Origin of the sequence: Nonomuraea sp. LPB2021202275-12-8 (assembly GCF_037044575.1) — a bacterium.
GTDB lineage: Bacteria > Actinomycetota > Actinomycetes > Streptosporangiales > Streptosporangiaceae > Nonomuraea.
This window is the reverse complement of sequence record NZ_JBAHWD010000001.1, coordinates 239,093-265,434: the sequence shown is the minus strand read 5'-3', so window position 1 is coordinate 265,434 and position 26,342 is coordinate 239,093. Positions and strand designations below refer to the sequence as shown.

Below are 26,342 nucleotides of genomic sequence, written 5' to 3'. Positions count from 1 at the left end.
TTCTCGATTTCTGGGAGGCCTGAAGCTACGATCAAGGCTTTGTTGAAGGATTGTTCGCGTATTACGTGGGAAAAACCCTGCTCCCCGTCTATATGAAGGCAAATTGCCCACAAGGTGACTATCAGCTCTTTAGGTGGATTGAATGGGCCAGTCGATGGCTGGTCGAGTGATTAGTCTGACTATTTCCGGAGAATTAGTGGCTCTTAGTGTTAGGGAAGAGGGCCGGGTCGATCGGCGGGCGGGACACCAGAGGTCGAGACTCTGGAGGGCTGTCCAGCCACTTGGCCTGGTCGGCATCGACCTGGTGTGCATGGCGTTCGCCGCGGCCAACGCAGGGCAGCACGTACCACGAGTCGCACTCGCGGCGATCCTGGTCATCACGCTCAACAGCGCGGGCCGCGTGTACGCGCCGCGAGTCCCGGCCTCCAGCCTGGACCGCGGCTTCTGGCTCGCCGGATCCGGGGTCGTGGCCCTCCTGGCCGCTTTCTGGGGGACGGCGTCGCCCACCGTGGTCGCGCTGTGCGCGTCGCTCTTCACCTTTCTCGCCCTGTGCGGCAGGAGCCTGGTGTGTTCCGCGGTCCGCAGGGCACGCCAGCGCGGAAGCTCCGTGCCCGCCCTGGTGATCGGCGCGGAGGCGCATGGTCAGAGGCTGGCGACGAGCCTGCTCGCCCATCCGGAGTACGGCCTGCGTCCGGTGGGCTTCCTGGACGAGATGGCGGGCGAGAGCAGGTGCCTGCCCATTCTCGGCAGGCTCGGCGACATCGCGCACATCGTCCCGACCTACGGGGTGCGCGCGGTGATCATCGCCGGGCAGGGACAGCAGTCGACCGCGCGGACGGCGCGGGCGCTGGGATGCGAGGTGTTCCTCGCGCCCGACCCCGGCGAACTGATCGTGGACTTCGTCACGCTGCGCGAGCACGTGCACAGCTTCCCGCTGCTGCGCATGCGTCCCGACGCGCAGAGCAGCGCCGCCTGGCCGCTGAAGCGGGCGCTCGACATCACGGTCGCGTTGACCGGCCTCATCCTCGCCGCGCCGCTCCTCGCGATCTGCGCAGTGATCATCCGCTGGAAGGTGGGCGCGGGGCCGCTCTTCAGGCAGAGGCGCGTGGGCTACAGGGGGGAGCCGATCGAGCTGATCAAGCTCCGGACGATGAAGCCCGCGGACGCGCACGAGTCCGCGATGCTGTGGAGCATCGCGCACGACAGCCGGGTCGGCCCCGCGGCCAGATTGATGCGCCGGACGTCGGTCGACGAGCTTCCGCAGCTGTGGAACGTGCTCAAGGGAGAGATGAGCATCACCGGGCCCCGGCCCGAACGCCCGCACTTCGTCCAGGAGTTCTCCCGGACCATTCCCGGCTACGGCCAGCGGCATCGGATGCCGGTCGGGATCACCGGCTGGGCCCAGATCCACGGCCTGCGCGGCGACACGTCGATCGAGGACCGCGCCCGGTTCGACAACTACTACATCGACGGATGGACCTTCCGCTCCGACGTCAAGATCATGATGCGGACCCTGTGGTCCCTGCTCCGGTTGGGCGGAAGCTAGACGTGGGCGCGCTCCATCCCCGGCCCAGCCTGGCGGCGGCCGGCATCGTGGTCCTGACCTGCCTGCCGGCGGGGCGTGCGGACGTCTCCGCCGGCACGCACGCGACAGCCGCCGACGTCGCCTCGATCCTGCTGGTCGTCGTCGCGCTCGCCGTCCTGCTGACGACGGCGCGGGCGGTCAGGCTGCCCGCCCGCGCGCTGGTGCTCGCACCTGTCGCGGGCGTGGTCGGCATCGCGGCGCTGACCTCCTCCGACCCGCTGGTGAGCCTGCCGGGCTACGTCAGGTACGTGCAGGTGTTCGTGCTCATCCCGCTGGCGGTGATGGTGACGGTCCGGGATCGCACCGACACCCTGATCGTCGGCGGCGCGCTGGTGGGGGCGGCCGGCCTGCAGGGGCTGGTCGGCTGCGTCCAGGTGCTCACCGGCACCGGCGCGTCGTACGCGGGCGAGCCGGTGCGGGCCGTCGGCACGTTCGGTTCGCTCGACGTGATGGGCATGGCGAGCGTGGTCAGCTACGGGGCGATCATCCTGCTGGCCGCCGGCCTGACCCTGCGGGGTGCAGCGCGCACCGCCGCGCTCGCGGGCGCTGCCCTGCTCTGCGTCCCGCTCGCCCTGTCGCTGAGCCGCGGCGCCTGGCTCGCCCTGCTGTGCGCCTCGCTGGTCGTGCTCTTCCTGCACAGCCGAGTGCTGGCCGCCCGGGTGGTCCTCGTCGGCGCCACGGCGGCGATCGTGCTGGCCTGCGGCCTGGGCACGGGGCCGGACGTGCTGGGGCGGCGGCTGGCCTCGATCGGCTCCGCCGTGACGCAGCCCGACCAGTCCCTGAGCGACCGTTACAGCCTGTGGCGCACCGCGGCGGACATGTGGCTGGACCACCCGCTGACCGGCGCCGGCCCGCGCATGTTCGCCCAGTTGCGCGACACCTACGCGCCCATCGAGCTGTCGTCCGCCAGCGACACCGACGACCCGGTGAACGGCTTCCGGCGCCAGCCCCTGCTCTCCCCGCACAACATGTTCCTGCTGACGCTCAGCGAGCAGGGCCTGCTCGGGCTGGCGGCGTTCTGCGGCTACCTGGGGTCCATGGCGTGGTGGGCGGTCCGGGGAGCCTCTCTCGCGGCGGCCGGGCTGGTGACCTGGCAGATCGTCGACTTCGCCTACAGCGACATCGGCGGTGCTCCGACCCTGGTCATGTCCGTCGCCCTGGGGCTCGTCCTGTCGCTCGTCGCCCGGCCCGAGGCGATGGCGCCGGGCATTCCGGTCACCGCCGGCCGCGGGGGAGCGCGATGACGACGGCCACCTCGCCCGCGGTCAAGGCCGTCAGCGTCACCGCCCTGCTCATGGGGCTCGGCTCGCTGCTCGGTTTCGTCCGCGATCTGCTGCTGGGCACGACGTTCGGCGCCGACGCCGGTACCGACGCGTTCCTCGTCGCCTGGACGATCCCGGAGACCGCCGCGCCCCTGCTGATCGAGGGAGCGATGGCCTTCGTGCTGATCCCTCTGTTCAGCCGGGCGATGGAGGCGGGCGACGACCTGCGGGACCTGGTGTCGTCGACGTTGCCGTACCTGTTCCTCACGCTCGCGGCGTTGAGCGCGGTGACCGCCGCGAGCGCGCCGTGGCTGGTCGGCCTGCTCGCGCCCGGCATCGCGCGGGCCGACCTCGCCACCGACTGCATGCGGGTGGCCTCGGTCACGATCCTGACGTTCGGGCTGGCGGGATATCTGAGCGCGGCGCTGCGTACGCGACAGGTGTTCGCGCCGCCGGCCGCCATCTACCTCGCCTACAACCTGGGAGTCGTCGCCTGCATGTGGGCCCTGCGAGAGCAGGGCGCGTACGGAGCCGCGGTCGGGGTGGCCGCGGGAGGCGTGGGCATGGTGCTCGTCCAGGCCCCGGCGTTCGTCCGGCTCTACGGGCCGCTGCGCCGGCCCGCGCGCGCCGTGCCGCTGCCCTGGGCCGTGTTCATGCCGGTCGCCGTCTTCACGCTCGCGCGCCAGTGCCAGGTCTTCGTCGAGAGGTTCGTCGGCTCGTCGCTGGCCGAGGGGTCGATCTCGCACCTCAACTACGCGCAGAAGATCGCTCAGGTGCCGATGACGCTGTCCCTGATCGTGGCGACCGTGAGCTTCCCGCACCTCGCCCGCGCCGTCGCCGCCGGTGACAGGGCGCAGGTGCGCCGCAGGATGGCCGACGACCTGGTCACCGCCTCCGCCATCGTGCTGCTGGCCACCGCGGTGCTGCTGGTCTGCGCTCCGGACGTCGTGGCCGTGCTGCTGGAGTACGGCGCGTTCACCGAGGCCGACACCGCCGCCACCGCGCAGATCATGCGGATCTACTCGCTGGGGCTGCTCGGCCAGGCAGTGGTCGGGGTCGCGTGCCGGGTGTTCTTCTGCGGTGCCCGCGCCTCCTGGTACCCGGCCCTCGCGATGGCCGCCGGGCTGGCCATGACGGCCGTGCTCGCGAGGCCCTCGTGGGGGGTCACCGGGATCGCCGCGGCGAACGCGGCCGGGATCACGCTGACCGCCGCGATGCTGCTGGTCGGACTGCGGGGACGGGCCGTCGCCCTGCCACTGCGCGCGGCCGCCCTTCCTCTCGGCGTCCCGCTCCTGGCCGCCACGGCCGCCACCGGCGTGGGCTGGGGAACGCGGTCGCTGCTGGCGGGCCTGCCCCAGCCGATCGCCCTGGCTCTGGCCGGCGCCGCGATGGCCGCTGCCTTCGCCGTCGTCGCGGCCCTCATGGGGGCCAGGATCCCTCTCACCGAAACCACCAGGATCACTCACCTGATCAGGATGCGAGGTCGTGCGTGACAGCCATGCCGCTGGTGCTCATGTACCACTCCGTGGACAAATGCGAAAGCGATCCGTTTCGCATCACGGTCTCCCCTGACCGCTTCGCCTGGCAGCTGAGCTGGCTGGCCCGCCACGGCCTGACCGGCGTCTCGATGCGCGAGCTCCTGCGCGCCAGGGCCGGGGGGACCGCCCGCGGCCTGGTCGGGCTCACCTTCGACGACGGCTACGAAGACTTCCTCGGCGAGGTCGTGCCCGCCCTGCACAGGCATCGGTTCACGGCGACGGTCTTCGTGGTGTCCGGCCTGCTCGGCGAGCACAACAGCTGGGACCCCGGCGCCCCGCGCAAGCCGCTCATGGACGCCGACGGTGTGCGGTGGGCCGCGAGGCAGGGCATGGAGGTCGGCTCGCACTCGGCCGGGCACCGCTCGCTGACCGGCCTGAGCGAGGACGCGCTCTGGCACGAGGTCGCCACCAGCAGGACGGCGCTGGAGGACGTGCTCGGCGGCGAGGTGAGCGGGTTCTGCTACCCGTACGGGCACGCCGCCGCCCGCGAGGTGGCCGCCGTCCGCCGGGCGGGCTACGGCTACGCCTGCGCGATCTGGAAATCCGGGCTCAGCGGCACGCACGCGCTGCCCCGTACCTACGTCGGCGACCGGGACGGCGCGCTACGGCTGCGCGCGAAGCGGGCCCGCCACAGGATCCGGTGGGGCAGGTGAGAGTTCTGCATGTCATCACCGGCCTGGCGGCGGGTGGCGCGGAGCAGCAGCTGCGAGTGCTGCTGCCGCACCTGCGGGCTCGCTGTGACGTCGCCGTGCTCACCGGTCGCGGGGTGGTGGCGGACGCCATCGAGCGCACCGGCGTCCCTGTCCACCACGTCGGCATGCGCGGGAACAGGGATCTGCGAGCTGTCGGACGGCTCGCCCGGCTCATGCGGAAGCACCGCTACGACGTGGTGCACACCCATCTGTACCGCGCCTGCGTGTACGGCCGGCTGGCGGCACGGCTGGCGAACGTCCCGGCGATCGTGGCGACCGAGCACTCGATAGGGCACGAGCACATCGAGGGGCGCCGCCTCACCCGCCCGATCAGGGCGCTGTACCTGGCCAGCGAGCTGCTCGGACACCTGACCGTGGCCGTCTCGCCGACGGCGGCCGACCGGTTGTCGCGCTGGGGCGTCCCGCGCTCGCGCATCGTGGTGATCCCCAACGGCGTCGACGGCGCGGAGTTCCGCTTCGACGCGGCACTGCGCCGGCGCACCCGGACTCGGCTGGGCGTGGCCGAGAACACGTTCGTGATCGGCGGTGTCGGCCGGCTGGAGCCGGGCAAGCGCTTCGAGTCGCTGGTGGAGGCGATGCCGGCGCTCGAACACGCGGTCCTCCTCCTGGTCGGCACCGGTTCCTGCGAGCAGCGGCTGCGGCAGCTGGCCCGCGCGGTGGGAGCCGAGCACCGGGTGATCTTCGCCGGAGAGTCCACCGACGTGCGCGCCATGCTGGCGGCGATGGACGTGCTGGCCGCGCCCTCGGCGGAAGAGACGTTCGGCATGGCGGTCGTCGAGGCGCTCGCCTCCGGCCTGCCCGCCCTGTACGACGCCTGCCCGGCCATCGAGGACCTGCCGCCGGGCTCGGCGCCGGGGGCACGGCGCGTGGCGCCGGACCGGTTCGCCGCGGAGCTGTCCGCGCTCGCCGCCCGCCCACCCGGCCGGCTGCCCCCGCCCGAGGCCGTCCACCTCTACGACATCCGCCGGCAGGCGGACCGGCTGGAGTCGCTCTATCTGCGCCTGCTGGGCGCCGCACCCACGGAGGAACAACGATGACCTGGACAGGGACCCGCATCACGGGCCTGCTCTCGCGATGGTGGCTTCCGCTGTCACTGACGCTCGGCACGGCGGGCGGGGCCGCGTACAGCCTGGCCACGGACGCCGTCTACGCCGCTGACGCCTACGTCGTGGTGGTGGCGGGCGGCGACCCGGCGCAGGCGGCCGACTTCGCCGCCGCGTACGCCCGGATCTCCGCCCACCCTGGCCTTCTCACCAGCGACGAGGCCGAGCAGGACAGCCTCAGCGTGGCCGCCTCGCCCGACGCTCCGCTGGTGCGCCTCACGTCCGTGGCGGCCACCCCCGGGGAGGCCGCCGATCGCGCCAACCGGGCCGCCGCCGCGCTGATCAACTACGCCAACGTCCACGCCGCGGACACCCGCGTGCGGCTGGCCTCCTTCGCCGGCGCGTCCTCCTCGATCCGTCCCTCGTCCCCCGTGCCGCTGATCAGCGTGGCCATCGGCGGCTGCGGGGCCGTCCTCGTGGCCGGCCTCGTCCGCCTGGCGGCACCGCGGCCCCGCCACCAGGTGCGGCGCGAGCCGGCGGTCGCGCTGAGCGGGGCGAACGCGTGAGCGCCGCACCCTCACGGACCTCGAACGCCGGGCTCACGCTGCGCGTGGTCCGGAAAGGCGAGGATCTGGCCGCGCTGTCGGCGGACTGGGCGGACCTCTACTCCCGCAGCTCGGTCGCCACGCCGTTCCAGTCGCATGGCTGGCTGGCCTCCTGGTGGCGGGCCTACGGGACGCCGGGGCGGTTGCGCGTGTTCCTGGCGCACCGGGACGGGCGGCTGGTCGCGGCCGCGCCGCTCAGGCTGGAGTACAGGCTGGGCTGCCGGGTGCTGACCCCCGTCGGCGGAGGGCAGTCCGACTTCACCGACATCGTGGCGGACGCTTCCGAGGTGGACGCGGGTCTGCGCGAGCTGCGAGCCGGGATGCTCGCGCAGCCGGGCTGGGATGTGATCGACCTGCCCGAGGCGCGCCCCGGCGCGACGATCCGCCGGCTGGCCGAGCTCTGGGGCGGCGGGGCCTGGACCCTGCCCGCCTCCACCTGCCTCCAGATGCCCGGGCAGCCCATCGAGCAGATGATGGCCGGGTTCGAGAGCCGGCGGGCGCGCCGGCTGCGGTCGGCGCTGCGCAAGCTCGACGCGATGGACGTGTCGACGGCCGTGGTCGAGGCGGACCGGGCCGAGCAGTCGATGGCCGAGCTGCTGCGGTTGCACGCCCTGCAGTGGGAGAGCCGGGGGATCAACACGCAGCACACCCAGCCGCGGTTCATGGACCATCTGGCGAGGGCCGCGAAGTCGCTGGTGGCGGCCGACCAGGCGAGGCTGATGGAGTACCGGGTGAGCGGGCGGCTGGTGGCCTGTGACTTCACGCTGGTCGGCAAGGACTTCGTAGGGGGCTACCTGTACGGGGCTCACCCCGATCTGCGAGCCGAGGCCGACGTTCTCACGATGCTGCTGCGGAACAACCTGGCGATGACCCACCGGCTCGGCAAGCCCGTGCTCAGCCTGCTGCGGGGCGACGAGCCGTACAAGGCGAAGTTCGGCTGCGAGGCGGTCGTCAACCAGCGGGTGATGCTCGGACGCGGCGCCCGCGCCGCCGCCTACGCCGCCACCGCCGGGGCCCGCGCGGCGAGCCGCGAGCTGCTCAAGCGGCGCTGCCCCCGACTGGCGGAGAGGCTCGCGGCATGGCGTTGACCCCGAGCGTCCTCCATGTCACCCAGCCGGTGGACGGCGGCGTCGGGGCGTACGTCGCCATGGCCGCCGCCGACCAGGCACGGCGGGGCTGGCGGGTCGCGGTCGCGTGCCCCCCGTCCGGTCCGCTGGCCGGTGAGCTGGCCGGCCTGGGCGTGCCCTGCCTGGCCTGGGCGGCCACCCGCTCACCGGGGCCTTCCGACGTCGCTCAGGCGAGGCGGCTGTCGCGGATCGTGCGGGAGTTCGGCCCCGACGTGGTGCACCTGCACTCGTCCAAGGCCGGGCTGGCGGGCCGGGCCGCGATCAGGGGGCGGGTGCCCACGCTCTTCCAGCCGCACGGCTGGTCCTGGCTGGCCGCCCGGGGGCCGGCCGCCGCCGCGGCGCTGGGCTGGGAGCGGCTGGCCGCGCGCTGGGCCTCCCGGGTGGTCTGCGTGGGCGAGGGCGAAGCCGCGCTGGCCAGGAGGTACGGCGTTCCCGCCGATCTCGTGGTGGTGCGCAACGGCGTGGACCTGCGCCGCTTCAGAGCCGCCGGCCCGGAGGAGCGGGCGGCGGCCCGGGCCCGCCACGGCATCGCCGAGCGGACGCCGTTGGCGGTCTGCGTCGGCAGGGTAACCCGCCAGAAGGGCCAGGACGTGTTGCTCTCGGCGTGGCAGCGGATCGCCGGACGTGACAGCTCGGCCCGGCTCGCCGTCGTCGGCGACGGCCCCATGCTCGGCGCACTGCGGTCGCTCGCCGTGCCCCGCGTTCACTTCGCCGGCGGTGTCACCGACGTGCGGTCCTGGTACGTCGCGGCGGACGTGGTGGTGCTGCCCTCCCGCTGGGAGGGGTTGCCGTTCACGGCGCTGGAGGCGCTCGCCTCGGGACGGTCCCTGGTCGCCTCCGGGGTGCCCGGCATCTCCGAGCTGGTGGCCGGGGGAGTCGGCGCGGTCGTCCCGCCGGAAGACCCGGCGGCGCTGGCCGAGGCACTGCTGCTCAGGCTCGGGCAACCCGCGCTGGCCGCCGCCGAGGGGGCGGCCGCCGCGGCGCTGGCGGGGGCGTTCGACGTGGACCGGTCGATGGACTCGCTCGCCGAGCACACGCTGGGACTGCTGGGCATGCCCACCGGCGTCGGAACGGGAGCCGGGGCCGGCGCGGGGAACGGGCGCGGGCGCAGCCGCATGCGGAAGACCGCCGACGAGCGCGGGTTCGACGAGCACTGCCAGACGCCGTGGGGACAGTAATCGGAGATCGAGTGATAGACCACGTTGTGACTGTCGATCCAGTCGAGCATCTGGTGGACGAAGGCGGGACGATCGCCGTTGCGGAACAGGCCCCACTCCGGGAAGGAGATGGCCTTGCCGCGCTGGGCCGCGAACTCGGCCTGATGCCGCAGGCCGTAAGGCTGGTCGACGTAGTCGGAGAACTGGAGCCCGGGCCCCTGGTCGTAGCTGTCCATCCCGATGATGTCGACCACGTCGTCGCCGGGATAACACTCCGGCCAGGGGATCGCGTCACGCCCGCGGTTGGGGGCGAAGTCGAAGCGGAAACGCTGACCGGGCGTCGCCCGCATGGTCGCCACGATGCGCCGCCAGTACTGCTTCCACGCCTCCGGATTGGGCGCACACCGGCTGGAGTAAGTGGTGCCGTTCATCTCCCAGCCGAGCACGATGATCGAGTCACCGGCACCCGAGGCGACCAGTTTCGTGGCGAGTTGCCGGAAGTGGTGGTCGTGGTCGCCGCGCGCGCCCTCGGCGAGCCGCCGCGACACCTCCGCGTCGGGCATCCCCGTCTCGTTCGGAGCGATCATCGGCACGTTCACCGCCAGGATCCGGCCCGGGAGGGCCGCCCGCCAGCGAATCCAGGGGTCGAGGATGAACCCGGCTCCCCTGATCCCCTCCCATCGCTCGCCCGGCAGGTAGGTCCGCCCCACGGTCACCCTGTTCCGCAGCCACGACTCGAAGGCGGCCAGGCGCCGTGGGCCGCGCCAGTCCGAGGCGAGGAAGACACCCAGCGCCGCGCCGGGTCGCGGCCGGCTGTCCGGCGTGCTGTCGACCCGGGTCGCGAGGCCGAGCCACGCCGCCACGACCGACCCCGCGGCTATCGCGAGCGACCAGTGCAGATAGCTCTTCCTCGCCAGCATCGAACATCCCCAATTGTTGCCTTTCTCGAGTCCTATACCCCAGGTAGCGGCAAGCCGGATATCCGACTCGCGACTTGCCTGATTCATGGTTATCGCGAAGGAGTAGGGCGTAAATCATGCTCGATCGCACCATTCCGGCGCTCGTGCTGCGGCTGGACTCCAATGTCTTCCACCACGGGACGCTCGGCGCCATCCGCTCCCTCGGCAGGGCCGGGGTCGAGGTACACGGGCTGGTCGAGGGGAGACACGCGCCGACGTATCGCTCCAAATACCTGGCACGGATGCACACACGGCCACGCGGCCGGGACATCGTCCGGGCCCTCACGCAGGTCGCGGGCAGCATCGGGCGCAAGGCCGTCCTGCTGGCGCTCGACGACGAGGGGGCCATCGCCGTCGCGGAGCACGCGGCCGAACTGCGCCCCTACTACCTCATGCCCGACCAGACGCCCGGCCTGCCCCGCACCCTCGCTGACAAGCGCCTGCTGTACCAGCTGTGCGCCACGCTCGGCATCGCCCAGCCGGAGACCCGCTTGATCACCGGAGAGCGCGACGCCGAGGCCGCCGTCGCCGACCTCGGACTGCCGCTGGTCGCCAAGTGGGCACAGCCCTGGCTCCTGCCCGCCGGCACCGGGTTGCGCAACACCAGCCTGGTGCACAGGCCCCAACAGGTGGCCCGCCTGCTGCGGCACGCCGCCGGGAGCGACCTGCTGTTCCAGCGGTTCGTGCCCGGCGGCCCCCACGCGGACTGGTTCTTCCACGGCTACTTCGACGAGAACTCGCGCTGCCTGTACGGCGGGGCAGGACGTAAGGAGCGCGCCTATCCCGCGGGCGCGGGCCTCACCACCTACGGCCGGTGGCTGCCCAACCCCGTCGTGGAGGCCACCGTTCGTGAGCTGGCGGCGACAGTGGGATACCGCGGTGTCCTGGACATCGACTTCCGCCACGACCCGGTGAAGGACGCCTACCACCTGCTGGACTTCAATCCGCGGCTCGGCGCCCAGTTCCGGCTGTTCAGCGACAGCATGGGCCTGGACGTGGTGCGGGCCGCGCATCTGCATCTCTCCGGCAGGCAGGCGGTGCGGGGACGGGCCGATCACGGCCGGACATACGTGGTGGAGAACTACGACCTCCTCGCCGCGGGGCCGCGAACCCTGCGCGCCCTGTGCGCGGCAGACGAGTTCGCCTGGCTTTCGGCCGACGACCTCCGGCCCTTCGTGGCGATGGCCGGACAGACGATGAAGCGCTGCCTTACCCGGGCGGGAAACAACTGGAGGAAATGTGCGCACCCCGGTGATTGACGTGGCGATCGTGGGCGCGGGTCCGTACGGGCTCTCCGTGGCGGCCCACGCGCTGGGCGCCGGACTGGACGTCCGGGTGTTCGGCAAGCCGATGCGAGCGTGGGAACAGCACATGCCGCGGGGCATGCTGCTGAAATCCGAGCCGGACGCGTCCCATCTCGGTGACCCGGACGGGCGCTACGGCCTCGACGCCTTCCACCGCTACGCGTACGGAGAGCCGGTGCCCGTGGACAGGTTCGCGGCCTACGGCAAGTGGTTCCGCGCGAGAGCGGTGGGCCAGGCTCTCGACGAGTCGGAGGTGACGGCCGTCGACACCGAGGGCGGACTGTTCGCGCTCTCGCTGTCGTCGGGGGAGTCCGTGCTGGCCAGGACCACCGTGCTCGCCCTGGGCTTCCTGCCGTTCGCCCACCGGCCGGGCGTCGTGGCCGCGCTGCCGCCCTCGGCGTGTACGCACAGCTCCGACCACCACGAGCTGAGCGCCTTCGCGGGCCGGGACGTGACCGTGCTGGGCGCGGGACAGTCGGCGCTGGAGACCGCGACCCTGCTGGCGGAGGCGGGGGCGGGGGTCCGGATCGTGGCGCGGGCGGGCGCGCTGGCCTGGAACGACGTCCCCGTGCACCGACGCTCGATCATGTCCCGCGTCCGGGCGCCCCGCTCCAGCCTCGGCAGCGGCTGGCCCTCCGTGGCCTGGTCACGCCTGCCCGGCGCGGTCAGATACCTGCCGGAGCAGGCCCGCAGGCACATCGTCCGCACCACCCTCGGCCCCGCCGGATCGTGGTGGCTGAGGGAGCGTTTCGACGGCGCCGTCGCGGTGAACCTGGGCACGCGGCTGACGGCCTGCGAGCAGCGCGACGGGATCCGGCTGCATCTGAAGGACGCCTCGGGGGCGGTCACCACGCTGGACACCGAGCACGTGATCGCGGCGACCGGCTACCGGGTCGACGTGGCGAGGATCGAGATCCTCGGAGAGCACCTGCGGCGGCAGGTCGCCTCCTCGGGACCCGCCCCGCGGCTCAGCCGCGGCTTCGAGACGTCCGTCACCGGTCTCTACCTGGTCGGGCTGGCGGCCGCGGCGACGTTCGGACCGGCCATGCGGTTCGTGTGCGGCTGCGACTTCGCGGCCCGCCGCGTGACCGCGGGCCTCGTCGGCCGCCTGCGCGGACCACGACGAGCCACGAGACCGACGGCGTCCTGACCTTCCTGCGGATCCGGCAGACAGACAGCAACCTAGTGGGGGAGAAACATGGTTCTTCGCGGGATATTGGCCTGCGCGACCACGGCATTCATCAGCGTCCCGGGGACCGTTTGCCTCGCGCACGCCGGCGACGCGTCATCGTCGTTCACCAACTCGGCCACGTCGGCCACGGGCCGGGCTCCGTCCGGCGTGACGGTGACGGTGCGCAAGACGATGATCGGAACGGCGCGTGTCGCCTCCGCCTCGGTGTCGCCCGCCAACCCGGCGGCGCCGGCCGACGAGTATCTCGCCCCGGCCAACGCCAAGGCGACGGCGGGAATCGTCGACCTCTACGAGGACTTCGCGGTGACGCCCGGCGCCTGGAGTGACGTCGCCACGCTGACGTTCACGTTCTCCAGGCCGGTACGCGACCCGCGTCTGCACGTGTTCGGCACCGGTGGCGCGTCGGGAAAGTCCGCGACCCGCCGCGACGACTACTGGCCCGCCATCGACCTGGTCGGCGGGTCTCCGGTCAAGCCGGCCTTCTCGCAGGCGGCGGGTTTCCCCGGTTTCCGCGTCACGGCCGGTTCGATCGAGCCGGTACGGGTCTATCCCGCCCGGTCCACCACCTGCGGCGTGGTCTACACCTGCGGCACGGCCAAGGTGAACGGCACCGTCACCGAGTTCACCGTCAAGCTGAGGGCCCTCAACGTCCGCTACGGCAAGGGCGGGCCGACGCCGCAGCTGTGGGCCGCCTTCAAGCTGTCGCTGGCCGAGGACGGCTCCGACGCGCCCGCCTCGTACGGCGCGGCCTCCCACGCGATCACCGACTCCTACCTGGGACGGTCCGTGAGCGCGGACCACCTCGACGCGGTGAGCATGACACCGCGCGGGCTGCCCGCCGGCACGGACGACGACGACGCGGTGGGCGACCCGCAGGCGCGGATCAAGGGCAGCGGCCGCACCTACAGGCTGGCGGTGCCCGTGAGGTCCGGCTCGCCGTCGAACGTCGCCGGCTGGATCGACTTCGACCGCGACGGCCGTTTCGACGCCGACGAGCGGGCGACGGCGGCGGTGGCGAGGGGGGCCACCGCCGCCACGCTGAGCTGGACCGTCCGGCGGAGGCCGCGCACAGGCCCCAGCTGGATGCGGCTCCGCCTGGCCGCCGGCGCCGAGGCGGTGGCCTCACCGACGGGATGGGCGGACAGCGGGGAGGCCGAGGATCACCGGATCCGGCTCTTCCGCGGTCCCGGCGGCACGGCCAGGCTCATGGACTGATCTCGCCGATCACGGCGCGACGGACGGCCTCAGGCGCCGGTCGTGCACCAGCCAGATGGCCCGCTCCAGGTCAGGGGTCAGATAGCGGTCCTCGCCCAGGGGCGCGACGTACCTCCTGATCTCCGCCAGGAGGGTACGCGTGACGGCGCCGAGCGGCAGGCCCGACATCTGCCGCGCGATGAGGTCGATGCCCTGGGCCGCCATCATGTACTGGACCGCCAGGACGGTTTCGAGCCGGTCGAGGTTCTCGTGCAGGTGCCGGACCGAGGCCATCGCCATCGTGTTGTGGTCCTCCTGCCCGTCCTTGACCGGCCGCGACAGCGTCCCCACAGGCATGGCCCTGACCTGCATCTCCGGGATCAGCGCCGCGGCCACCGTCTGCACCTGCACCATGCCGGAGTTCAGTCCGACCGTCCCACCGGCGAGGTTCGCCGGCAGGCCGTAGCTCCACCTGGGCGACAGCAGCCGCCCCGAGAGTTCCTGCGACAGCACCCCGACGTCGGTGATCTCGGCGTTCAGGGTGTCGGCGAGATGCCCCATGACGGAGCCGTCCCAGTTGCCGCCCATCACGAATTCGTACCCCCGCCCCCGATCACGCTTGAAGACGAGCGGGTTGGAGGTCGAGGAGTTGGCCTCACGTACCAGGGTCCTGCGCGCGTCGGCGAGCACGTGCCGCAGGCCGGCCATGATGTGCGGCGCAGCCCGCACCGACACCGCGTCCTGGACCCGCGGATGGTAGTTCGCCGGGTCGAGGCGCTTGCGGCCCTCCTCCGTCATCCAGCCCGAGCCCGCCACCATCGCGCGCAGCCGCGCGGCGATCGCGTTCTCCTCGGGGATGTGGCGTTCCCGGTGGGTACGCGCGTCGAGCGAGCCCCGCTCGGCTCTGGTCGCCTCCATGAACAGGGCGAACGCGCCCTCCGCCTGGTCGGCGAGGACCGTGGCCCGGTGCACGGCGTCCATCAGCGTGGCCGCCAGGACGGTGCTGCCGCTGATGATCGGCAGCGCCTCGCCGGCCTGGAAGGCGAAGTCCCTGGGCAGCCCGGCCTTCGGCAGCATCTCGGAGGCGGGTCCCTCTTCACCCCTGTAGCGCACCGGCGCGTCCTCGCCGAGCGCCGCCAGCCCGGCCGCCGCCTGCGGCTGCAGGTCGCCGGTGCCGAGCGAGCCGATCTGCGGCATCCGCGGCACGACCCCGGCGTTGACCATGGCCAGCAGCCTCTGGGGCACCTCGGGCCGCACCCCGACCTTTCCCCGGGCCATCTGGTTCGCCTTGAGGATCATGGCCAGCCTGACCACGTTGTCAGGCAGGGGCTCGCCGACGCCCGCCGCGTGGGAGCGCAGGACGTTGCGCTGGAACCGTTCCGCCTGCTCGGGCGACAGCGGGCGGTCCTTCAGCGGACCGAGTGCCTGGTTCCAGCCGTAGACCCGCTGGTTCTCCAGGGCCGCCAGCGCTCCCGCCCGCGCCCTGTCCATGGTGGCCCGTGCGTCCGCTGCGAGCCGCGCGGAGACGGGACGGCCCCCGAGGATCGCGAAGGCGTCCCGCAGGGAGAGCGAGTCACCGTCCAGCACCAGGTCCAGCACCGGAGGCGCGGCGGCCGGCCTGATGGGGGCCGGCTCGGGAGCGGCCACCGCCTGCCCCGGCACGCACAGTGCGGCGAGCAGACCGACACCGGCGGCCAATCGTCCTACGTGGGTGGTCAACGTGGTTCCCCCGGTCTCGAGACGAAGATCAATACCGCTCCGTTATAGGCATGGGGGAAAGACGCGCCGAGGATGGCTCAACACCGGCGGGAGGAGTGTTGACCTGGTCTCGACCGGTCCTATGGCAGGCCGCTCACTTCATCCGGTCTCGCACGGGTTCGGGTATTCGGGAATCCGGAGCACGAACCGGGCACCGGTGGCGGAATCCTCGATGGTGAGCGTGCCGTCGTGGGCCGACGCGATCTCGCGGGCGATCGCCAGCCCGAGCCCGGTGCCGCCGGCGTCGCGGTTGCGTGAGTCGTCCAGGCGGGCGAACCGCTGGAAGACGATCTCGCGTTGTTCGCGCGCGATGCCGGCGCCGTCGTCGAGGACCTCCAGCACGGCCTGCCCGTCCTGCTGCAGCACCGTCACGACGATCTGCGTCTCGGCGTGCCGCTCGGCGTTGTCCAGCAGATTCGTCAGCAGGCGGGCCAGTTGCAACCGGTCGCCCATGACGACCGCGCTTTCCTTCAGGTCGGTGACGACGCGCTTGGCGCGGGACCTGGCGGTCTCGGTGACGACCAGCTCGCTCAGGTCCACGGGCTCGCGGTTGCTCGGGGCGCCCGCGTCCAGCTTGGTCAGCGCGAGCAGGTCTGTGACGATGGCCTGGAGCCGGTCGAGGCTGGCGAGCACCTCGGCGTTCGTCTCCACCCAGTCGGTGTCCTCGGGGTGGAGCATGGCCTCCTCGACCTGGGCGCGCATCGCGGTGATCGGGCTGCGCAGGTCATGTGAGGCGTCGCCGGCGAACCTGCGCTGCTGCTCCATCGCGGCCTCCTGCTGCCGCATCGCCGTCTCCAGTCGCTCCAGCGTCTTGTTGGCGGTGTCGGCCAGGGTCCTGATCTCGTCGTCGCTCTCCGGCACGGGGACGCGCATCCCGCCGCCGCCGGCGGTGATCTCGGCCAGCCTCCTGGTGATGCTGCTGACGGGCGCGAGCGTCCTGGCCACGACGCGTGACACCCCGACCCAGGTCAGCGCGACCAGCGATGCCGTCACACAGATCTGAAACAGGATCACATGCGGGCTGACGTACCAGGGCACGGTCGCGTCGAAGGCGTAGATGGTCCAGGTGCCGTCCGGCTGGTAGGCGCGCAGCGCGACCACGATCTCGCACCGGGCGGGAAAGGCGGGCAGGTCGCAGAGCTCCGCGACGTCGTTGGCCTGGTCCGGGTCCGGGATGGCCGTCGTCTGGCGGGGCGCGCCGGCCAGGTTCCGCGTCCAGGAGGTCGAACGTCCGGCGGGGTCGACCACCTGCATGCCGTCGAGCCCGCTCCCGTCCAGCAGCGGGGGCAATTCGTCCCGCTTGACCATGAGGAGCACGCGCAGGGCCTTGCTGGACACCTCGTGCGCCAGGATGTCGGCGGCCTCGTCCCGGATGCCGTACAACACGAACGCGCTGACCACGATGTTCAGCAGCAACATGGCGATGCTGGCGAGCAGTGCCAGCCGCGTCCGCAGTGACCGGCGCAACCGTGTCTTCACCCGACTCCCCCCGGCGATCAGAAGATCACGGTTGTGGCACTCGCCGCTAACTTAGGGAGATTCCTCGATAAATGCGGTTACGCAGGATTGAATGCGTAGATTCTTCGCTTCATTGCCAGCTGAGCGCGCCCACGGCTTTCGCGGCTGCCATGCCGCGCCCGACGTAGAGCTCGGCGAGGTCCATGAGCCAGGGCGTGACGGCGGCCTCGTCGTCGACCATGAGCCGCACCAGTAAAGGGTCTGCTCGGCGATCCAGGCGGTGATGCGGCGGGTCCAAACCTCCTGGAAGCCGGTCGTGGCGAGTGGCTCGGGCGGCAGGCAGGCTTCCAGTACGGCCCGCGCGTAGGCGAGGGTCTCCTCGTCCTCCTTCTCCGAGGTCCAGACGAAGCCGTTGTCCCACGGGTACGGGTAGGCCCGCAACACCTCCGGCAGCAGCGGAGTTTCGTCGGCGGCGGTCACTTGACTCCCGGGTGTTCCATCGCGCCCTTCGGATCGTTCATCTTGCCGGAGTCCAGCGCCCCCGCCTTCTTCCGGTCCGTCCGGTAGCCGTCGAAGATCCTGTGCCGGCCGAGGTCCACCGGTGGGATCAGGCGGAGAGGCCGCGGAGTTTGGCGCGGAGGGCGCGCCGGGCCACCGGGCCGAGGTCGTCGATCACCTCGGTCAGCAGCGCCAGGCGTTCGAGTGCGTCGAGCGCCGCCCGCGCGCCGGCGGGGTCCGCGCCCTCGAACAGCTCCAGGCCGATGAAGGCGGCCGCGACCAGGCGGGCCAGGCCCGGGACGTCGGCCGGCTCGGCGACGGGCGATCCGGACAGCAGCCGGTCCAGGGTTCGCTCCAGCGCGTCGATCCACAGGTGCAGCGCGGCCGAGGTGGTCTCGGCCAGCGCCGGGTCCGCCTGCGCTCCGGCCAGGACCTGGGCGAGCACGGTGACGTTGCCGGCGGCGCGCTCCTCGGCGTGCAGGCCGCGGCCCAGGTCGAGCAGCTCGCGCAGGCTCCCGACCTGGTCCATGCGGGTCAGGAACGGCCCGACCCTGGCCTCGGTGGCCGCCAGGCACGCCTGTTTGAGCAGCTCGGGCACGCTGCCGAAGTGGTAGAACACCAGCGCCTGGTTGACGCCCGCGGTGGCGGCGATCGTGCGCGCGGAGGTGCCGGTGATGCCGCGTTCGCGAAGCGTCTCGATCGCACCGTCGATCAGGCGCTGTCGGGTGTCGGCCATGCCGACCATCATCGGGCACACAGGTACGGGCGCGAGAGCGTCAGGGCGGTCGCGGTGACGATCATGCCGATGAGGACCGGCGCGAGATGCCAGAGGTCGAGGTACCCGATGGCCAGGTGGGCGACGACGGCGGGCGCGAACCCGGCGACGGCGGCGAGGGCCAGCGTCCACCACACCCACGACTCGCCGCGCCGCCATCCCCAGGCGCTGAGCAGCGTGATCGCCAAGGCGGCCGCCATCAGCGCGCCGCCGAACCCCGCCCTGTCATGCGAGATGAACGGCAGCAGCCGCGCGCCGGCCGCCCGCAGCGTGTCCGGCCCGGCGCCCAGGAACTCCAGATCGCTGGCGACGAAGACGCTCGTGAGGCCGACGGCCGACACGGCCACGCCGCCGGCGAACAGCCCGATCCCGGTGATCACCATGAGGAGCTGGCCGGTGAGCGCCCGGCGGCGGTCGCGTTCGGCCCCTTCCGGGCGGGGCGTCCAGCGGGGCCGGTCCGGCGGCCTCCGGACCGCGGCCAGGAACATGGGGAAGAGCACGGCGGTCAGCGCCGTGTGGAGCGGTTCCACGTACCCGTGGGCGAAGAGGTAGAGCACGGCGGTGAACCCGACGCACCCGGAGACCAGGTAGGCCTCGCGCGCCCACGGCCACCCTCGGCGCGCGCCCCCGGCGGCGAGGCCGGCATACAGGACGCCGATGGCCACCATCGTGCCCGCCAGCGTGATCCGGTCGTGGCGCAGGAAGTGGACCAGGTGGTGGTTGACGGAGTGCAGCGCCTCGGTGTCCATGCCGAGGAAGGCGCGGTCGTACCAGAGGAGCACCGGCCCGAGCGTGACCGCGGCGGCGAGGAGCCCGGCGGTCGCGATGACGGCGCCGACCATCAGCCCCCACCACCAGGCGGGCCACCGGCGAGGATCGCGGCCGACGTCTCGCGGCGAGAGGGCGGGCGCGGTGGGCGTCGCCGTCTCCATCACCCGCCCGAACCATCCGGGCCCCGCCTCGATCAGCAGGGCCGGCGTGGCGAGCACGGCCTTGGCGGGATCGGCGAGGGCACGGGCCGCCAGGTCCACCGACGCCGATACGGGACGGACGAGGTCCGGCCCGTCGCCGCCGCTCGCCGGCAGGACCGCGTCGACGTGCGGGGCCAGGGCGGCGGCCACGGCCGGATCCTCCGTCCGCACCAGCACCGGTGCCCGCCTGCCCGCCGCCGCCTCGCGTACCAGCGGCACGTCCGCGAGGCCGACCGGCTCCACCAGGATCAGCCCGGCTCCCAGCGGCGGCAGTGCCCGTACGGCGTCCCGCGCCACGCCGGGCGGCACCGCCGCGCCCAACCGGCTGCGGACCGCGATCCCGCCCACCGTCCCCGCCAGGTGCGGCGGCAGGTGCCGGTGCCCGAGCAGCCGCGCGACCGCCCACCCGCCGCCGGGCAGCGACCCCGTCCAGGCCAGCACTCGCAGCGCGGCCCGCCGGGACCGCCGCACGCCCAGCAGCGCCCCCGCGATCCCCCGCAGCGGCTGGTACGTCCAGTCAGGCATCCGTCCCCGCCCTTTCACCCGTCACCCGATCCGGTGCGGCATGACGCACCCACCCCTTTTGAGCGACTGCTCAAATGCACGATAGGCCGAGTTGAGCGATCGCTCAACTCCATGGTCGCCTCCGTCGCGGATCTCGCCGGCTGTGACCGGTGAAGCGTTCGCAGGCGCGTTCCCGCCGTGCCTGCCTAGGGTGGGCGTGTGTCTGTTCGTACCTGGGTGGCCGCGGTGTTCACCGATGAGGAAGCGTCGTCCCCGGCCGGCTCCGGCGTGCTCGTCGCCGACGGACAGGTGCTGACCAGCGCGCACGTGGTCCCACAGGACGGGCCGTGCTGGGTGCGGTTCCCCCTGTCGGACGATGCCTTCACCATGTTCCGGGCCGAGTGCGGCGGCAGGCGCGACGAGATCGAGGCCGACGTGGCGCTCCTCGCCCTGGACCGGCCGCAGCCGCCGGATGTGGACCCGGCGCCACTGGCCCGGGTGAAGGACGCGGCCCTGCTGGGCACCCGCTGGTCGGCACACGGGTTTCCGCAGGGCGGATCCTTCGCCACCCAGGCGGCGGGCACGGTGGGCGCACAGGCCGCCTACGGGTGGGTGGCGCTCCACACCGATTCGCGCCACCCGCTCGCCCAGGGCTTCAGCGGCTGCGGGCTGTGGCTCTTCTATGATGGGGCGCCTAGCAAAGGGGTACTGCGCGGGGCCACCACGCGGCCATAGGCAAACATGCAACAGGAATATGCGCTTACTGTTAATATACCCCCAAACGGAATCAGCAAAATGATTGGCGATTCTGTGAAAGATGCTATCGACTCTTCTTTTTGCCGTTCAATCAGGTGATCTCGGCAAGAATAAATCAACTACCTGCGATTTTCTTCCGCCAAACGTCCCCGCCCAGGCCACCTGACGGACGTTAGCCCCCGCAGGACTCGAAGCTGATCGAATCAGACAGGATCGTGTAGGACTCCCTGGTCGTGACCTTCTTCGTGACGGTATCGACCTGCAGGACACGCACCTGGGTAGGCGCGGTGTCCTTCTTGTGGTGGGCATGAATGGTGACCTGGGCCAGGCCCGTCCAGGCGACCGTGTGAAGAACGCCCTTGACACGGACTGGTACGCGCGTCGTGATCCGGCCGGACGTGAGGTCATAGACGACGATGGTCACGTGGCCGTGCTGGTGGGTCACCACCGCCGCGGTCGTGCCGTCCGCGGCCAATGCGTAGGGCCCCACGTCATAGTCCTCACCCAGGGGCTTACGGTGCAGCAGTTCCCCCCTCGGCCCGAAGACGTACAGATCGGCGATGAAGTGATCGTCGTTTCTCCGCTGGGCCATCAGCTCACCGCCATCGCCGCTGAAGCCCAAGAGCTCCACGTCCCAGGGCGCCGTCCAGAGCAGGTTGCCGCTCGTCGTGTCGTACACCCGGGTGGGTTCCTTTCGCTCCTCGTAGTAGACGACCGCCAGACGCGTGCCGTCCTGCGACAGCATCAGCGTCACGTCATCCATCCCGAAGCCCGCGGGCAGCAGGTCGGCGGCCATGGCATGGGCCTTTCCTCCGCCGACCTCCCGGACGACCAGCCTGTTGTCGGACTTCCTGAAGTACGCAACGTGCCGGCCGTCGCCGCTGACCTCGATCGGCGCGACGCTCTGCTTCAGCCGCTTCCCTTTGCCGTCCAGCGGTGCGATCCGGGCGTCCGCCAATTCCCGTCGTTCACCCCCGTGCATGACGAGCCGCCATTTTCCGCATGGGCTCGGCGGCCACTGGCCCGGACGCGAGCACCCCCGTGCCGAGGCGTATTTGATCGTGTCCGCGTGGCGCCTCCCGTCCGGGTGACCCGCAGGTCCGTTGTGGCCCACCGTGTTCACGTGGCTCGCCGTGCCTGCGCTCCGGGGTGTCCCGGTGTGCCGCACCGCGTCCGCGTGCCGTACCGGATTGGCGTGTGTGCCGGCGGCGCTCCCGAAAGTAGCGACGGCCAGAACAGCAAGCACGATGGCCATGGTTCTCGGTCTCATCGGACCTCCCGAGTCATCGGATCCTTCGTATGGACTCCGCTCGGTTAGAGTGCCGATCGCTTCTGGGAGTTCAAATACAGACAATGCTTGCGTATCGGGAGAGAAGCACCTGCCCTACGCGAGCAACTACGTACTAGACGTCGTCTGCTCGACGACGTAGCGGTGTTTGCCCAGGCCGGAGCCGTGTTCGGTGCCGCGGCGGGCGATCAGCGGGCGGATTTGCAGCTCACGGACCAGGCGACGGTACTTGTCGTGGTCGTAGCCGCGATCGGCGAGTACGGCATCGGGGCGTTGGCGTGGTCGGCCGCGCTTGCCGCGGACCTTGGGGATGGCATGCAGCAGCGGCAGAAGCTGGGTGACATCGTTGCGGTTGCCGCCGGTCAAGCTGATCGCGAGCGGGATGCCGGTGGCGTCGGTGATCAGGTGGTGTTTGCTGCCGGCTCGTCCTCGATCGACCGGGGACGGCCCTGTCTGGCCCCCCTTTTACTGCTCTGATGTGGGAAGAGTCCACCGCGGCGCGGGAGAAGTCGAGAGCATCGGCAGCGCGTAAGCGGTCCAGCAACACCTCGTGCAAGCGCTGCCACACCCCGACCTTGTTCCACTCGGCCAGGCGCCGCCAGCCGATCATCGAGCCGTTCGCGCCCCGGATGCCGGAACCGACGCTGGTGCTGGGGCAGCAACGGCTCGATCACCGCCCACAACTCGTCACTGACCTCCCACGGCTTCGCCCGCGCCACCCTGGCCCCTCTCGCTTGGCTACAGCGAGAGATCAAAGCACAACAGAGATCATTCTGTTAGAGCCTCTAATTTAGGCGCCCGCGGGGGGCGCCTCCAAAAGGGGGATTCCGGATTCCGGCGGGCCGGAGCGAGAGCCCGTACGAGCTGATGCGGAGGCTGGTCCACCCGTTCCGCATGCCGTTCTCGCGGGGCCACGGGGCCATGATCACGGCGCCGGCCGGCGCGGCCCCGGCGGGTGGCAGCTCTGCCGTCGAACATCCTCCTCTCGTGCGGCCGGAAGTCTGTGTACGTGATATAGCCTATTAACCGTGTATGTCGTACAGAGTAGGCTGTACATAATGAGGAGGCCGTCATGGAGATCCGTACTTTCGCAGAGAGTGACCGCGCCGAGCTGCGCGAGCTGTTCGGGCGCGTGGGCGAGGGCGCTCCCACGGAGTCGCTGTGGGGGCACGTGGACTCCGAGGCGGCCGTCTACCTGAACCCCTACATGGAGCTGGAGCCGGACTCGCTCTTCGTCGCCGTCGCCGGGGGCGCTCTGGTGGGCTACCTGACGGGATGCCTCGACAGTGCGGCGTTCCCCGGGGAGGGCGAGCGCATGGAGAAGGCGATGCGGACCTACCGGCTGGTCTTCCGGCCCAGGCCCGCGGCCTTCTTCGCGCGCAGCTTGGCCGATCTGGCGTGGGCCGCGGTCCGCAGGGAGCCCGGCGTCGGCGAGTTCGCCGACGCCAGGTGGCCCGCGCACCTGCACATCAACGTGGCGCCCGAGGCGCGGGGGACCGGCGCCGCCGACGGGCTGATGAGCCGGTGGCTTGACCGGCTCAGGAAGGCCGGATCTCCCGGCTGCCACCTGCAGACCCTGGTCGAGAACGCCCGGGCGGTGCGGTTCTTCGAGCGCATGGGCTTCGCCGAGCACGGCCCGGCACCGCTGGTGCCCGGCCTCCGGTACGGCGGCGGGCGGGTGCACCAGCGGACGATGGTCTGGAGCGCCGGCCGCGCTCCTGGGGAGGCCGCCGAGGCCGGAGCGCGGACGTCCGCCTAGCGTCATCAAGCCCGGGGCGCACCGCCACCGGACACCCCGCGGGGCGGCGAGGGACGGACCGTCATGGAGTACCTCTGGCAGATCCTGCTCCCGCGCGGCGGCCCGGGCTGATCCGCCGCTGGTCGGCCGGGGCGCCGGCGTCTCGTCCCGGTGGCTCACCGCCGCCCGGGACGGCGCGTGTCCGGGGGGAACCTCTGAGGGACGGCGCGTGTTCGAGAGAGGCAGGTCGGGCCCGAGGCCGGATCTGCCCGATCCCCCGTACGTCCGCTACGAGTCCGCCTGCCAGCCTCCGCGTGCCAAGTCCGCCACGGCGGCAGCCTGGGCGTGGCCCGCGCGAGCGGCAGGGGCGCGGCGGGCGGGGTCCAGCAGGCGGGTTCCGATCACCTTCCTGGTGGCCTGGTCCGGTGTGATGACCACCACCTGGGAGGCGCCGAGCCTGGCGCGCTGCTGCTCGACGGACTCCACCGGGCCGCCGGCGCGTGTCACCGGTGCCAGAGCCACCACATTGCTGCAGTCCTCGGCCAGGTCCAGGTTCACCGGTGAACGTATCCCGCCGTCCGTGTAGCGGCGCCCGCCGATGGTGATCGGCGGGCGCACACCCGGGCCGGAGCTGCTGGCCGCGACCGCCCTGAGCAGGTCGGCCCCCGAGGCGGCGTCGAACACCGTGAACTCGCCGGACGCCGTGTCCACGGCGGTGATGAGCAGCCGGCGAGCGGGCCACTCCGTCGCCTTCCCGAGCCATCCCGCCACGGTGCGCAGCCGCTCCTCCTCCGGAGAGGTCTTGGCGTTCAGCGCCGTCCGGCACATGCGCTCCCTGAACGCCTGCCCGTCCGTACCGGCGCGTATCGACGCCCAGGCGAGCTTGAGCACGGCCAGCGTGGCCCCTCGGGGAGCTGTCTCGCCCGCGACCGGCGCGAGCTGGGCTTCGTAGCATCGCCGGATATCGAGCCCGCACGCCAGCTGCGCGGCGACGACCGCGCCCGCCGAGGTGCCGATCACCACGTCGGCGGTGGAGAGATCGACGCCGTGCTCGGCCAGACCGGCCAGCATGCCGAGTTCCCAGGCGATCCCCGTGACGCCGCCTCCGCCGAGTACCAATGCCCGCCGCATGCCCCCATTCTTCAGAATGATCGCCGTGTTGAACATCTCGCACGTTGCCATTTCTCGCCGCGAGACCGCGGGCATCGGGACGGTGGAACTGCTTTCACCAGGCGCTCCATCCCGTCGGGCAGGCCGATGCGCCCGGCGGGACAGAGCTGGACGAGACCCCGGGTGGACGAGGTGAGCGTCAGTGCCACCTCCAGGGGTCACACCGCCCACCTGGAGGTATACGGCGCAACCGCTGAGTGTGACGTCTCCGGGCGCATTTTGCCGATTGTCGTGACGCCAAAGTGGTGTCATTATGACGTCATGGACCTTGGGCCGTATGTCGATCAACTCCGCCGCGAACTCGCCATCGCCGCCGGGGCGGGCGGCGAGGAAGCTCGCGCCCTGGCCGAGCGGCTCGCCGCGGCGCTCGAGTCGGCCACCCGGCTCGCCCTGCTGGAGGCGCTGTCCGCCGCCGCTGACGAGATCACCCGCGACCTCGCTCCGGGCTCGGTCGAGGTGCGTCTGCGCGGACGCGACCCCGCTTTCGTCGTGACGCCATCACCGGTCGGCCAGTCGTTCGAGGACGCGGGGGAGACGGGGTGGGCCGAGCGCCCGCCCGCCCCGCCGCCACCGCCGGACACCGACGAGGGCGGCACGTCGCGGATCTCGCTCCGGGTCCCCGAGCACCTCAAGCCGCGCATCGAGGGGGCGGCCACCCGAGACGGGCTCTCGGTCAACGCCTGGCTCGTCCGCGCCGTGTCCGCCGCGCTCGACCCCGGCGACCCGGATCGCCGTTCCGGCCGGCGCGCGGCCACGCAGGCCGGCAACCGTCACACCGGCTGGGTGCGCTGATGACCACCCGAGTCCATCGAGCCCAAGAGGAGGGGGCGGCCATGCCGACCTTCACCACCCCCGAACCCGTCTTCGCCGTCATCGGCCTTCCGGCCGCCAACGTCCGGATCAACGCGAGCGATCGCGCCGACACCGTCGTGGAGGTACGCCCGAGCGACGAGTCCAACGACGCCGACGTGCACTCCGCCGAGCACATCCAGGTGGAGTACGCGAGCGGCAGGCTCCTGCTGAAGACGGCCGCCGACCGGGGCGCGTCGACGTCCGGCCGGAGCCTCTCGTTCGACAGGCTCATGGAGTCGCCCGCGAACTGGGCGCGCTCGCTGTTCGGCTGGCGCGGCTCGGTCGAGGTGACGGTCGAGTTGCCGGCCGGCTCCCGCGTCGACGCGAGCAGCGCGGCGAGTCTCCACTGCCGGGGCCGCCTCGGAGAGGTGAATCTCACCACCTCCTACGGCGACATCCGGGTCGAGCAGGCCGGCAGGCTGCGGGTGAAGACGGGGACCGGCGACATCTCGGTCACCCGCTCGGTCGGCCACGCCGAGGTCATCACGACCCACGGCAACATCCGCGTCGGTGAGATCGACGGCACGGCGTTGGTCAAGACCGCCCACGGCGCCGTCAGCCTCGGTGCGGTGACCGGCGAGCTGCGGCTCAACTCCGCCTACGGCGACGTCGCCGTCGACCGCGCCCTGGCCGACGTGACGGCCAAGACCGCCTACGGCAGCCTCCGGATCGGCGAGGCCGTGTCCGGCTCGGTCGTCCTGGAGACCACCGGCGGCGGCCTCGACCTCGGCCTCCGTGAGGGCACCGCCGCCTGGCTGGACGTGAGCTCGCAGTACGGCACCGTCGACGTCTCCCTGGACGCCTGCGACGGCCCCGCGCAGTCCGACGAGACCGTCGAGGTGCGGGTCCACACCACCTTCGGCGCCATCGTGATCCACCGTTCGTGACAACAAGG

The 26,342-nt window shown here is 71.9% G+C and carries 24 protein-coding genes and 2 pseudogenes; 16 read left to right on the top strand and 10 right to left on the bottom strand.

Annotated elements, in window-relative coordinates; all coding sequences use genetic code 11:
• The first annotated feature begins 310 nt into the window (after nt 1-310).
• The 8 genes from V5E28_RS01285 to V5E28_RS01250 are packed head-to-tail and all read left to right on the top strand — an operon-like array spanning nt 311 to nt 9,051.
• Nucleotides 311-1,546 carry a sugar transferase gene (locus tag V5E28_RS01285; protein ID WP_336204089.1) on the top strand — a complete coding sequence of 412 codons (1,236 nt, stop codon included), beginning with the start codon at nt 311-313 and terminating at the stop codon, nt 1,544-1,546.
• Nucleotides 1,547-1,548: 2 nt separating this feature from the next.
• Nucleotides 1,549-2,829: an O-antigen ligase family protein gene (locus V5E28_RS01280; RefSeq protein WP_336204087.1), complete on the top strand. Its 1,281-nt coding sequence runs from the start codon at nt 1,549-1,551 to the stop codon at nt 2,827-2,829.
• Nucleotides 2,826-4,340, top strand: coding sequence for a murein biosynthesis integral membrane protein MurJ (gene murJ / locus V5E28_RS01275; RefSeq protein WP_336204086.1), 1,515 nt, complete (start codon nt 2,826-2,828; stop codon nt 4,338-4,340). The genes V5E28_RS01280 and murJ overlap by 4 nt, the downstream gene beginning before the upstream one ends.
• A 5-nt stretch (nt 4,341-4,345) precedes the next feature.
• Nucleotides 4,346-5,038, top strand: coding sequence for a polysaccharide deacetylase family protein (locus tag V5E28_RS01270; protein WP_336204905.1), 693 nt, complete (start codon nt 4,346-4,348; stop codon nt 5,036-5,038).
• A complete protein-coding gene (locus V5E28_RS01265) occupies nt 5,035-6,135 on the top strand; it encodes a glycosyltransferase (protein ID WP_336204084.1) in 1,101 nt (366 codons plus the stop codon). Before V5E28_RS01270 ends, V5E28_RS01265 begins: the two co-directional genes overlap by 4 nt.
• Entirely contained in the window at nt 6,132-6,707 is a 576-nt protein-coding gene (locus V5E28_RS01260) for a hypothetical protein (RefSeq protein WP_336204082.1), read from the top strand. Before V5E28_RS01265 ends, V5E28_RS01260 begins: the two co-directional genes overlap by 4 nt.
• Nucleotides 6,704-7,834, top strand: a complete 1,131-nt coding sequence (locus tag V5E28_RS01255) for a GNAT family N-acetyltransferase (protein ID WP_336204079.1) — start codon at nt 6,704-6,706, stop codon at nt 7,832-7,834. The genes V5E28_RS01260 and V5E28_RS01255 overlap by 4 nt, the downstream gene beginning before the upstream one ends.
• The gene (locus V5E28_RS01250; protein WP_336204076.1) at nt 7,825-9,051 is read left to right on the top strand and encodes a glycosyltransferase; all 1,227 of its coding nucleotides are present in this window, start codon (nt 7,825-7,827) and stop codon (nt 9,049-9,051) included. The genes V5E28_RS01255 and V5E28_RS01250 overlap by 10 nt, the downstream gene beginning before the upstream one ends.
• Before the next feature lie 209 nt (nt 9,052-9,260).
• Here the strand turns inward: V5E28_RS01250 and V5E28_RS49420 are convergent.
• Nucleotides 9,261-9,461: pseudogene (locus tag V5E28_RS49420) on the bottom strand (glycosyl hydrolase); the annotation flags it as partial.
• On the opposite strand from V5E28_RS49420, the gene V5E28_RS01245 reads away from it, so the two are divergent.
• The 3 genes from V5E28_RS01245 (at nt 9,451) to V5E28_RS01235 (ending at nt 12,443) form a co-directional block, all read left to right on the top strand.
• Nucleotides 9,451-9,729, top strand: a complete 279-nt coding sequence (locus V5E28_RS01245) for a hypothetical protein (RefSeq protein WP_336204075.1) — start codon at nt 9,451-9,453, stop codon at nt 9,727-9,729. The pseudogene V5E28_RS49420 and the gene V5E28_RS01245 sit on opposite strands and share 11 nt — an antisense overlap.
• 337 nt (nt 9,730-10,066) lie before the next feature.
• Entirely contained in the window at nt 10,067-11,248 is a 1,182-nt protein-coding gene (locus tag V5E28_RS01240) for a carboxylate--amine ligase (protein ID WP_336204073.1), read from the top strand.
• A complete protein-coding gene (locus V5E28_RS01235) occupies nt 11,229-12,443 on the top strand; it encodes an NAD(P)-binding domain-containing protein (protein WP_336204071.1) in 1,215 nt (404 codons plus the stop codon). The genes V5E28_RS01240 and V5E28_RS01235 overlap by 20 nt, the downstream gene beginning before the upstream one ends.
• Nucleotides 12,444-12,475: 32 nt before the next feature.
• Here the strand turns inward: V5E28_RS01235 and V5E28_RS01230 are convergent, their stop codons facing one another.
• On the bottom strand, nt 12,476-12,652 hold the full coding sequence (locus tag V5E28_RS01230) for a hypothetical protein (RefSeq protein WP_336204069.1): 177 nt from the start codon (nt 12,650-12,652) through the stop codon (nt 12,476-12,478).
• Nucleotides 12,653-12,656: 4 nt separating this feature from the next.
• Between V5E28_RS01230 and V5E28_RS01225 the strand changes: the two genes are divergently transcribed.
• Nucleotides 12,657-13,700: a GEVED domain-containing protein gene (locus tag V5E28_RS01225; protein WP_336204067.1), complete on the top strand. Its 1,044-nt coding sequence runs from the start codon at nt 12,657-12,659 to the stop codon at nt 13,698-13,700.
• Nucleotides 13,701-13,709: 9 nt separating this feature from the next.
• Here V5E28_RS01225 and V5E28_RS01220 read toward each other — a convergent pair whose 3' ends face one another.
• The 5 genes from V5E28_RS01220 to V5E28_RS01200 all read right to left on the bottom strand — a co-directional run bounded on the left by V5E28_RS01220 (nt 13,710) and on the right by V5E28_RS01200 (nt 19,664).
• Nucleotides 13,710-15,398 carry an HAL/PAL/TAL family ammonia-lyase gene (locus tag V5E28_RS01220; RefSeq protein WP_336204066.1) on the bottom strand — a complete coding sequence of 563 codons (1,689 nt, stop codon included), beginning with the start codon at nt 15,396-15,398 and terminating at the stop codon, nt 13,710-13,712.
• Between the two features lie 138 nt (nt 15,399-15,536).
• Complete coding sequence (locus V5E28_RS01215; RefSeq protein ID WP_336204064.1) at nt 15,537-16,916, bottom strand: sensor histidine kinase; 1,380 nt, start codon at nt 16,914-16,916, stop codon at nt 15,537-15,539.
• 455 nt (nt 16,917-17,371) lie between these two features.
• Nucleotides 17,372-17,494 carry a hypothetical protein gene (locus tag V5E28_RS01210; protein ID WP_336204061.1) on the bottom strand — a complete coding sequence of 41 codons (123 nt, stop codon included), beginning with the start codon at nt 17,492-17,494 and terminating at the stop codon, nt 17,372-17,374.
• A gap of 8 nt (nt 17,495-17,502) precedes the next feature.
• Entirely contained in the window at nt 17,503-18,129 is a 627-nt protein-coding gene (locus tag V5E28_RS01205; protein WP_336204059.1) for a TetR/AcrR family transcriptional regulator, read from the bottom strand.
• An 8-nt stretch (nt 18,130-18,137) separates the two neighbouring features.
• Nucleotides 18,138-19,664, bottom strand: a complete 1,527-nt coding sequence (locus V5E28_RS01200; protein ID WP_336204056.1) for a hypothetical protein — start codon at nt 19,662-19,664, stop codon at nt 18,138-18,140.
• 198 nt (nt 19,665-19,862) lie between these two features.
• Between V5E28_RS01200 and V5E28_RS01195 the strand changes: the two genes are divergently transcribed.
• Complete coding sequence (locus V5E28_RS01195; RefSeq protein WP_336204055.1) at nt 19,863-20,378, top strand: S1 family peptidase; 516 nt, start codon at nt 19,863-19,865, stop codon at nt 20,376-20,378.
• 193 nt (nt 20,379-20,571) lie between these two features.
• Here the strand turns inward: V5E28_RS01195 and V5E28_RS01190 are convergent, their stop codons facing one another.
• A complete protein-coding gene (locus V5E28_RS01190; RefSeq protein WP_336204053.1) occupies nt 20,572-21,654 on the bottom strand; it encodes a hypothetical protein in 1,083 nt (360 codons plus the stop codon).
• A 156-nt stretch (nt 21,655-21,810) separates the two neighbouring features.
• A pseudogene (locus V5E28_RS01185) lies at nt 21,811-22,406 on the bottom strand (IS5 family transposase); the annotation flags it as partial.
• Between the two features lie 353 nt (nt 22,407-22,759).
• On the opposite strand from V5E28_RS01185, the gene V5E28_RS01180 reads away from it, so the two are divergent.
• Nucleotides 22,760-23,446: a GNAT family N-acetyltransferase gene (locus tag V5E28_RS01180; RefSeq protein ID WP_336204052.1), complete on the top strand. Its 687-nt coding sequence runs from the start codon at nt 22,760-22,762 to the stop codon at nt 23,444-23,446.
• 267 nt (nt 23,447-23,713) lie between these two features.
• Here V5E28_RS01180 and V5E28_RS01175 read toward each other — a convergent pair whose 3' ends face one another.
• Complete coding sequence (locus V5E28_RS01175; protein ID WP_336204049.1) at nt 23,714-24,556, bottom strand: patatin-like phospholipase family protein; 843 nt, start codon at nt 24,554-24,556, stop codon at nt 23,714-23,716.
• Nucleotides 24,557-24,856: 300 nt separating this feature from the next.
• Between V5E28_RS01175 and V5E28_RS01170 the strand changes: the two genes are divergently transcribed.
• Nucleotides 24,857-25,387: a hypothetical protein gene (locus V5E28_RS01170; RefSeq protein ID WP_336204048.1), complete on the top strand. Its 531-nt coding sequence runs from the start codon at nt 24,857-24,859 to the stop codon at nt 25,385-25,387.
• Entirely contained in the window at nt 25,387-26,334 is a 948-nt protein-coding gene (locus V5E28_RS01165) for a DUF4097 family beta strand repeat-containing protein (protein WP_336204046.1), read from the top strand. Before V5E28_RS01170 ends, V5E28_RS01165 begins: the two co-directional genes overlap by 1 nt.
• Nucleotides 26,335-26,342 lie beyond the last annotated feature (8 nt).